We start from the raw sequence: 8,431 nt of genomic DNA, 5'->3' as shown, positions 1-8,431 counted from the left end.
CACGCGCTGAGCCGACACGCGCCATGACCGTCCCGCGGGCTTCCCGCTCTGCCGGTCAGATGGGGCGCAGGACCTGATCAGGCTCCGCGGACGCGGCCGCGGCGAACTCGGCGAAGCCCATGTTGCCGAGCGTCAGGTTCGCATGGACCGCATGTACTGTGGCGGGCGCGGCTCGGAACTCCCGGGGCTCCGGCGACTCGATGAGCTCCTGGTAGTAGACAGGGTCGAGGTCGCCCTCGTCCTCCCAGATCTTCGTCAGAGCCAGCAGCGCCCGCGCCGGCGACTGCATCGTGTGGCAGTCGGCAAGGAAGACGACGCTCAGATACTCGTCTTCGTCCACTGCGGCAAGAACCTCATCAGCTGTCGCTCCCGACCAGTCAGGCGCATCCACCGCTTGGACCGTTGCGGGAAACTCATCGGCCGGCCCCCACGGCCGGTACAGCTCCCCGACCAGCGCGTTCCACGACTCGTCGTCGCTGAAGCCGGTCCTGATGACAAGAGCGTCGAACATGTCGCGTGCGACGATCTCAGTCAGCACTCGCTCAAAGCCCTCTGGCATCGTCATGCGAAGGACTCTCCCACGCCGCACTGACACCCTCGGCAGGAGCGAGAGCACGGCCGGGATGGCCGCTGTTTCGGCGGTGTCTCTTGGCCCCACTGGAACGCTTTCGACTCGCCTCACATTTGGGCCGTGTGGGTGATCTACCCAGGGAGTGTCAGGGGACGACAGTCTGAAGAGCAATAGTCAAGACCTGTGGATCAAGCCATGGCGAGCCCCTAACCCAATGAGACTGGCGATCTCCTTCGTTGGCCATGGGTCAGTCGGTCATGGGCCAGGTCTCCCAGACCAAGTCAAGGCGTCGGTATGCGTCGTCGAACCAGGCATCGGCCTGTGGGACGGTGACCGTCACCGTCGTCATGGACATTGACCTGTCCTTGATCGTGACCTGGCACCGGTCATCGTCCTCGTCAAGTTCGATGAACAGCCACGGAGCGCGTTTCCCCTCGCGCCAGGCGATGTCCTGTCCTGCGTCGAGCGAGTCCAGGGCCTGCTGCCACTGCCACAGGTCCTCGGAGAAGACCCAGGTCTTGAGGGCGCCACGGATGAAGGGCGTATCGACCAGGAACTCCCCGACCAGGGAGTCGGCCTCGGTGGGACGCTTCCGCTCCTCCTTCCCCGCGATCCGGAGAATGACGCTATTGCCATCCCCCTCCAGGCGGATCAGGTCGATCGGATCCTCAGCCATGACTGCCCCTCCCAACTCGCGCATGCTGACGAACACTAATCGTCGGCACGGACACTGGATCGGTTGAGGTGTCAGCCGCGTGAGCTTCGGGGCGTTCGACGAGGTGTCCTCGTTCGAAGCGGGATCCGGGGCGCGGACGAGGGCGACGAGGTGGAGTGCCTTGACGGCCCGCCACCGCTGCTGGGCGGACTCGACGAGCTTGAAGACCATGGCGAGGGCGGCGACCGCGCTGCCGTCGCCCTTGGTCACCTTCGTGCGGAGCCGGACAGTGGCGAAGGTGGACTCGATGGGGTTTGTGGTGCGCAGGTGGATCCAGTGCTCGGCGGGGAAGTCGTAGAACGCCAGCACCTCCTTGACGTGGTGCGCGTGTTGGAGGCGCTGGCCGAGCAGGGCGTCACGGTGCTGTTCAAGGCGTATGCGGGACGCACGTGACGGGGGCAAACCGTGGACCTTCGTCGCCAGCGGAGGCCCGTTCTACACAGCAGCGGCTTCTGCGGCTCCGGGCAAGGCCGGGCTCTCGTCGTAGGGTCGGGAGCAGCAGCCGCTCGTCTTCGAACGCTGGTCGAGCCGATCCCCCGCACCTCATGCATGGCGACGGGATCGGCTCGCCTGCGTACCGGACCTACGGCGTCGACCGGCTCGACTGTGTGTCCGTCTCGCGAAGCTGGTACAGCTCGGGCACGGAGACCTTGATCGGCTCCTGGGTGGTCCGAGCGATCACGACGACCGCAGGCTCATTCGGGTCGGGGTTCTCTTCTCTGTGCGGGACGAACGGAGGAACGAGGAAGAAATCTCCGGGGTTGGCGGCGAGTCGTACCTCCTGTGTGCCGTCGTGATAGACGAACACAGGATGACCGCTGACCACGTAGATCCCCGCCTCCGAGTCGCCATGATGATGGTTGTCCGTCGAGCTCAGCGGCGGATTCTCCACAAGGCCCATCCAGAGCCTCTTCGAGCCGACCGTGCCTCCACTGATGGCGGCGTAGCCGTCCAGCTCGCCAGAACCAACGTGGTGAACGCGGTTGTTGACCCGGACCTGATCACCAAAGCCCCATGCGGGCCCGGCGCCTCTATCGGTAGTCATCGCGCAACCTCTCGGTGTCGATCGCCTTCAGTCGAATCAGGCTGCAACTCCCCCACAGAACCGGGCAATTGCTTTTGCCGTTCCGGCAAGACGCACGCTTCCGGAGCACGGAAATCCGATCAATCCTCGTTGACACGCATCCAACGCGCGATGACACAAGGCGACACGCACGACGTCGCCCACGGGGCGGCCCTGCCATCGCCATCAAATTCGAGCATGCTTCTCTTGGGGCGCGACACCTTCCCCCACGATGCGAGTTGGTCCCGGCGCTGCAGGAGCTCGGGCGAGGAGTGCGGGGGGCTCGACTGAACCATGCGGGGCCTCCGCACGCGGCCGTTGATCCCTGCACACTCACCCCTCCCGACGCCCCCCAGGACGTTCACGCCGGTGGAGCAGTCCTGCCGGGCTTGGAGCGGGAAGCGACACCGACCCGGATCGACGGTGAGCACGCGTTCGCAGCGGCACCCACGGTAAGCGGGGGTGGCCGCTCCGGTCAGGTTCCGGTGGAGAGGGCTACGTGGCGCCATTGGTCGAGTTCGCGTCGTACCAGATCCAGCTTCGCCTCGACGCGCTCGATCGCGTCCGCGCCCAGCTGCAGGCGCAGCGGCGGATCGGCGACCTGTGTGATGTCGACAATGGCTTTCGCCGCCTTCGCCGGATCGCCGGGCTGGCGGCCGTCGTATCCGGCCAAGGCCTCGCGTACTGGCCCCGCGCCGGCGACGTAGTCGTCGATGGAGGCCGGTTCGACCCGCATGCTCAGGCTGCTGAGGAAGTCCGTGCGAAACCCGCCCGGCTCCACGATCGTGACGCGGACGCCGAGCGGGGCCAGCTCTCCGTGCAGCGCCTCGGAGACGCCCTCGAGGGCGAACTTCGACGCGCCGTACAAGCCCGCCGCCGGAGCGGTGACGAAGCCGCCCACGGAGCCAATGTTCACAACGTGTCCGGAACGCTGGGCGCGCAACGTCGGCAGCGTCGCCCGCAAGGTGTTGAGCACACCGAAGACGTTGACGTCGAACAGTGCCCTGGCGGCCTGGTCGGAGATCTCCTCGACCGCGCCGATGAGGCCGTAACCGGCGTTGTTGACCACGATGTCGATCCGGTCGAACTTCGCCAGGCCGGCCTCCACCGCAGCCATCAGCTGCTCCGGTACGGTCACGTCCGCGTTCACCGCCGGCAATCTGTCCGGCTCTTGCGGGTACGCCCGAAGCACCACTGACGCATCCCTCGCCGTAGCGATCACGCTGTGCCCTCTGTCCAGCGCCTCCCGGGTGATCTCCGCACCCAGCCCACGCGATGCCCCAGTGACAAACCAAACGCTCATGCTCTCCCCTGTTCCGATAGCCCGATAGCTCGATGGGTCGACGCTAGAACCGAGAGTCGGGTCTAGATCAACAGTTGTGTGAGGGAAGGGGCGCTCATGGACCTGAGCATCGGTGAGGTGGCACAACGCAGTGGGCTGAGCGTGCACGCGCTGCGGTTCTACGAGCGGGAGGGCCTGTTCGCCAACCCGGTGCGCCGGCTGTCCAACGGCCGCCGGATCTACCACGAAGAAGACCTGGAGTGGCTGGCCATCTGCACGAAGCTACGCTCCTCCGGCATGCCCCTGGTGATGATCCGGTAGTACATCGACCTGGTCCGTCAGGGCCCGGGCAACGAGCACGCCTTGAACTGCTGCGTCGACACGAAAGCCATGTGGAGACGCAGATCCGCGAGCTGCAGGACACCCTGGAAGTGATGCGGCACAAGGTGCGGATCTATGAAGACCATGTCACCCGGGGCGAAGCCGATCGGCTCTGGAATCCGTCCCACCCGGACACCGCACGGACCGGCACTCAGCAGGAGTGCCAACCACTCGAGGACGCGTGATCTGCCGGTTACGAACCGTGTGGAGGCCGGCCACGACGACGGGACGGAGGGGGGGCGGGCCTACGTCGACAACCGCGGGTCCCAGGCTCAGGGGAGGGAGGGTTCCACGGAGTCGAGCCCTGCACGCCGATCGCCGGCTGGGAGATCCGCGCCTGGAAGCCCTAGGGGTGTCCGAATATGCGCGTCGGATCAAGGCATCTTCCGGTGCGTGCGTCGAGCGTGCGGGCCGGGCGGGGACGAACCGACGGCAATTGGCAGACAGGCCTTAGGTTCTGGGATGAGGCCCGATGGCTCCGGCTGAGCACCTACTCGGCCGGACGGGTCAGAGTTGAGGAGCGGTGACAGTGGAGATGCGGGAGTATCCGTTGGTGGGCGGGCCGGTGGAGGTACGGGGTGCGTTGGACCTGGAGAAGACGCCGACGGGGGTGATGCCACGCCGCTTGCCGGCGTGGACCAAGGAGCAGTACCAGGACCCGTCGGTCTACGGGGGAACCGTGATGCCCTCAGGGGTGCGGCTGGCGTTCCGCACCGATGCACGGGTGCTCGAGTTCGAGGTCCTCACCTCCACGGGGCAGCTCGACACCGACCCCCGGCCCCGGCCGACCGGGATGCTGGAACTGACGGTGGACGGCGCTCTTGCCGGGCGCCGACGAGCGCCGCTGGGCCATGTGGTGCGGATGGCGGGTCCCGGGGCCGCGCAGCGACTGATACCGGGAAAGCCGGGAACGGCACGCTTCGCCGGGCTGCCGACCGGCATGAAGAACATCGAGCTGTGGCTACCGCAACAGACACCCACCGAGCTGGTGGCACTCCGCGCCGACGGCGAGGTTCTGGCGCCCCTGCCCGACGGCCGGCCCCGCTGGGTCCACCACGGAAGCTCCATCAGCCACTGTCTCGAAGCCGACGGCCCCACCGGCACCTGGCCCGTGGTGGCCGCCTCGCTCGGGGGCGTGGAGGTGACCAACCTCAGCCAGCCGGGCAACGACATGCTGGACCCCTACGTCGCCCGGACGATCCGCGACATGCCCGCCGACCTGATCAGCCTGAAGACAGGCATCAACATCGTGGCCCTGGCCACCTTCCGACTGCGGACGTTCGGCCCGGCGGTGCACGGATTCCTGGACACGATCCGGGACGGCCACCCCGACACCCCGCTGCTGGTGATCTCCCCGGTGAGCTGCCCGGCACTCGACGCACACCCAGGCCCGACCGCAATGGGCCGGGACGGGAAGATCACGGCGCTGGGCGACCAGTCCGACCTCACCCGTGGGGCGTTGTCACTGCAGGTAGTCCGTGACGAACTGGCAAGAATCGTGGCAGTCCGGCAAGCACGCGACCCTCACTTGTACCACCTTGACGGACGCGAACTGCTCGGCCCAGCCGATGTGGACGACCTCCCCGACGGCCTGCACCCCTCCGCCGCCGCATACCGCCGCATGGGTCAACGCTTCGCCGCCCACGCCTTCGCCGACGAAGGCCCGTTCAGCACCCGCTCACATACACAGCCAACCGACTGAGAGCTGTCCTTACGGAACCGCTGACGGCGCTGGAGCGCGAGCGCCGGTCCGAGGTGGCCGATGATGCGGTTGGCGGCCGACTTCGATCAGGCGCCGGGGTGCAGGGTGGCCTCGCCGGTGAGGCGTACGCCGACGCGCTGGCCCGGTGTCACCGACAGCGGAGTGGGGGTGCGGATGTCGACGGGGCGTTCCAGGCCGTCGACGCTCACCGCGATCAGGGCGTCGTGGCCGAAGAAGCGCACATCGGTCACGACGCCTTCGGCGTCGGGGCCGCCCGGCTGCGCCAGCTGGAGTTGCTCGGGCCTCAGCAGCACCAGGCCCTCTCGGCGGCCCGCCGGGACGACGGCGAGCGGGATCCGCCCCAGTGCTGTCGTGGCGACGCCCTTTTCGGCGGTGCCGGGGACCAGGACGGCGTCCCCGACGAACGAGGCCAGCCACGGGTCGGACGGCCGGTGGTAGAGCTCCTCCGGGGTGGCGCACTGGGCCACTCGGCCCTCGCGCAGGACGGCGACGACATCGGCGGTGGAGAGCGCCTCCTGCTGATCGTGCGTCACGAGCAGTCCGGTCGCGCCGCTCTGCCGCAGCACGGCGCGGACCTCCGCCCGTACGGCGCCACGGAGTCCGCTGTCGAGGGCGCTGAACGGCTCGTCGAGCAGGACGAGATGGGGTTGCGGGGCGAGCGCGCGGGCCAGGGCCACGCGCTGCTGCTGGCCGCCGGAGAGCTCGTGCGGCATGCGGTCGCCGTAGCCGGGCAGGCCCACGAGGTCGAGCATCTCCGCCACGCGGGCGCGCTTGGCCGCGCGGTCGAGGCCGGTGAGTCCGAAGGCGATGTTCCGGGCCACGCTCAGGTGGGGGAAGAGCGCGCCTTCCTGGGGGACGATCCCGATGCGCCGCCGCTCGGGCGGCAGGTGGACACCGGGGCCGCCGAGGAGCCGGCCGGCGACGGTCACCGTGCCGGCGTCCGCCTTCAGGAAGCCGGCGATCACCCGCAGCAGGGTGGTCTTGCCGCAGCCGGACGGGCCCAGCACGGCGGCGAGGGCGCCGCCGGGGACGTCGAGGTCGAGCCCGTCGAGGACCCGGGCCTCCGGTCCGTACGCCTTGACCAGGCCACTGACCCGGAGCTCGTTCATGTGCGGTGCCTTCCGAGGAGGTACGAGGGGACGGCTGCCAGCAGGATGAGCGCGGCGGCGTAGGGAGCGGCCGCGGCGAAGGAGCCTGTGCCGGTCTCGGTCCACAGCCGGGTCGCCAGGGTGTCCATGCCGGTGGGGCGCAGCAGCAGCGTGGCGGGGAGTTCCTTCATGCAGACGACGAAGGTGAGGGCTGCGCCGGCCGCGACGCCCGGAGCGGCGAGCGGCAGCGTGACCTCCCGCAGCACACCGAGCGGTGTGCGCCCGAGGGAGCGGGCGACGTCGTCCAGGACGGGCGGCGCCTGGAGGACGGCCGCCCGGGTGGCGGCCACCGCGACGGGCAGGAAGAGCACCGCGTAGGCGCAGACGAGGAGCGGTGTCTCCTGGTAGAGCGGGCGGGCGTAGCGGACGGCGAGGAAGACGAGTGCCAGGGCGACGGTGATGCCGGGGACGGCGTGGCCCGCGTACGCGGCCTGTTCGAGGAGCTGGGCGAAGCGGCCGCGGTGGCGGGCGGCGATGACGCCGACCGGCAGGGCGAGCAGGGCGGTGAGCGCGGCGCCCGCGGCGGCCAGACCGAGGGTGGTCAGCGCGGTGGTCGTCAGCGTGGCCGGGTCCCAGGTGGCGGAGGTGCCGACGGCGAGCCAGTAGCCGAGGGTGGCGAGCGGGAAGGCGACGGCGAGGGCGACGATCGCGCCGCACCAGGTGAGCGCGAGGGGCTTGAATCGCCCCAGGGCGGCGGGTACGGCCCGTCGCGCGGTCCCTATGCCGCCGCGGGCGTAGCCGGCGCGGCCTCGGGTGCGGGTCTCGGCGGCGACGAGCAGCACGGTCATGAGGACGAGGACGGCGCTGAGCGCGGCGGCCGGGGTGCGGTCGAAGCTGGCCCGGTAGGAGGTGTAGATGCCTCGGGTGAAGGTGTCGTACCGCATGAGGGAGACGGCACCGAAGTCGGAGAGCACGTACAGCGCGACAAGCAGACCGCCGCCGGCCGCGGCGGGCCGCAGCTGGGGCAGGGTGACGCGCAGGAAGGTTCGGAAGGGTCCCTTCCCGAGGGAGCGCGCCACCTCCTCGTGCCCGGGGTCGGTGCCGCGCAGCGCGGCGGCGACGGGCAGGTACACGTACGGGAAGCTGACCAGGGTGAGGGCGATCGCCGAGCCGGTGAATCCGGCGAGGGAGGGCGCGGCGGACAGCCAGGCGTAGGCGGTGACGTAACTGGGCACGGCCAGCGGCAGGGTGACGAGGACGGACCAGGCGCGGGCGGCGGGCAGCGCGGTGCGGACCGTGAGCCAGGCGAGGGAGACGCCGATGAGCAGGCAGGCGGTCACGACGACGGCCGTCAGGCCGAGGCTGTTCAGGAGCAGTTCGCCGGTGCGCTCGTCCGCGACGACGTCCCAGGCGTAGGCGGGGCCCCGTTCGAGGGCGCGGACGGCGAGGTAGCCGAGCGGCAGTACGGCGAGCAGTGCGGCGGCAGTGGCCGGCACCGTCAGGATCCAAGGAGGCCGGGCCGAGGCGCGCCGCCGCCCGGAGGGTGCCGTGGCACCTTCCGGGCGGGGGGCGCTCTCGGGCCGGACGGGGGCGTCCGGCGAGGCCACG

Annotated in this window: 9 protein-coding genes and 2 pseudogenes; 3 read left to right on the top strand and 8 right to left on the bottom strand. The window is 69.6% G+C overall.

The genetic code is table 11. The features are described from left to right. Window positions 1-55: 55 nt before the first annotated feature. The 5 genes and pseudogenes from SGA01_RS34160 to SGA01_RS34135 all read right to left on the bottom strand — a co-directional run bounded on the left by SGA01_RS34160 (window position 56) and on the right by SGA01_RS34135 (window position 3,652). Window positions 56-565 (bottom strand): DUF6924 domain-containing protein, encoded by a 510-nt coding sequence (locus SGA01_RS34160; RefSeq protein WP_229918552.1) that lies wholly within the window; start codon window positions 563-565, stop codon window positions 56-58. A 253-nt stretch (window positions 566-818) separates the two neighbouring features. Next, window positions 819-1,322 carry a DUF5959 family protein gene (locus SGA01_RS34155; protein WP_371866263.1) on the bottom strand — a complete coding sequence of 168 codons (504 nt, stop codon included), beginning with the start codon at window positions 1,320-1,322 and terminating at the stop codon, window positions 819-821. Further along, window positions 1,240-1,595: pseudogene (locus tag SGA01_RS34150) on the bottom strand (transposase); the annotation flags it as partial. The gene SGA01_RS34155 and the pseudogene SGA01_RS34150, both read right to left, overlap by 83 nt. A gap of 274 nt (window positions 1,596-1,869) precedes the next feature. After that, entirely contained in the window at window positions 1,870-2,331 is a 462-nt protein-coding gene (locus SGA01_RS34140) for a cupin domain-containing protein (protein ID WP_141301617.1), read from the bottom strand. Window positions 2,332-2,824: 493 nt separating this feature from the next. Then, entirely contained in the window at window positions 2,825-3,652 is an 828-nt protein-coding gene (locus SGA01_RS34135) for an oxidoreductase (protein ID WP_141301615.1), read from the bottom strand. Between the two features lie 96 nt (window positions 3,653-3,748). Here SGA01_RS34135 and SGA01_RS42725 point away from each other — a divergent pair, with 96 nt between their 5' ends. The 3 genes from SGA01_RS42725 to SGA01_RS34125 all read left to right on the top strand — a co-directional run bounded on the left by SGA01_RS42725 (window position 3,749) and on the right by SGA01_RS34125 (window position 5,714). Further along, entirely contained in the window at window positions 3,749-3,952 is a 204-nt protein-coding gene (locus SGA01_RS42725; protein ID WP_308699080.1) for a MerR family transcriptional regulator, read from the top strand. 71 nt (window positions 3,953-4,023) lie between these two features. After that, the gene (locus tag SGA01_RS42720) at window positions 4,024-4,197 is read left to right on the top strand and encodes a hypothetical protein (RefSeq protein WP_308699079.1); all 174 of its coding nucleotides are present in this window, start codon (window positions 4,024-4,026) and stop codon (window positions 4,195-4,197) included. A gap of 350 nt (window positions 4,198-4,547) precedes the next feature. Further along, window positions 4,548-5,714 carry an SGNH/GDSL hydrolase family protein gene (locus SGA01_RS34125; protein WP_141301631.1) on the top strand — a complete coding sequence of 389 codons (1,167 nt, stop codon included), beginning with the start codon at window positions 4,548-4,550 and terminating at the stop codon, window positions 5,712-5,714. A 2-nt stretch (window positions 5,715-5,716) separates the two neighbouring features. Here the strand turns inward: SGA01_RS34125 and SGA01_RS34120 are convergent. The 3 genes and pseudogenes from SGA01_RS34120 to SGA01_RS34110 form a co-directional block, all read right to left on the bottom strand. Next, window positions 5,717-5,800: pseudogene (locus SGA01_RS34120) on the bottom strand (IS5/IS1182 family transposase); the annotation flags it as partial. Further along, window positions 5,801-6,844, bottom strand: a complete 1,044-nt coding sequence (locus SGA01_RS34115; protein WP_141301613.1) for an ABC transporter ATP-binding protein — start codon at window positions 6,842-6,844, stop codon at window positions 5,801-5,803. After that, on the bottom strand, window positions 6,841-8,430 hold the full coding sequence (locus SGA01_RS34110) for an ABC transporter permease (protein WP_141301611.1): 1,590 nt from the start codon (window positions 8,428-8,430) through the stop codon (window positions 6,841-6,843). Before SGA01_RS34110 ends, SGA01_RS34115 begins: the two co-directional genes overlap by 4 nt. Window position 8,431: the final 1 nt, after the last annotated feature.

It is taken from the genome of Streptomyces gardneri (assembly GCF_006539185.1).
Taxonomy (GTDB): Bacteria; Actinomycetota; Actinomycetes; order Streptomycetales; family Streptomycetaceae; genus Streptomyces; species Streptomyces gardneri.
Note: the sequence above shows the minus strand (reverse complement) of the source record. Positions and strands in the feature narration are given on the sequence as shown.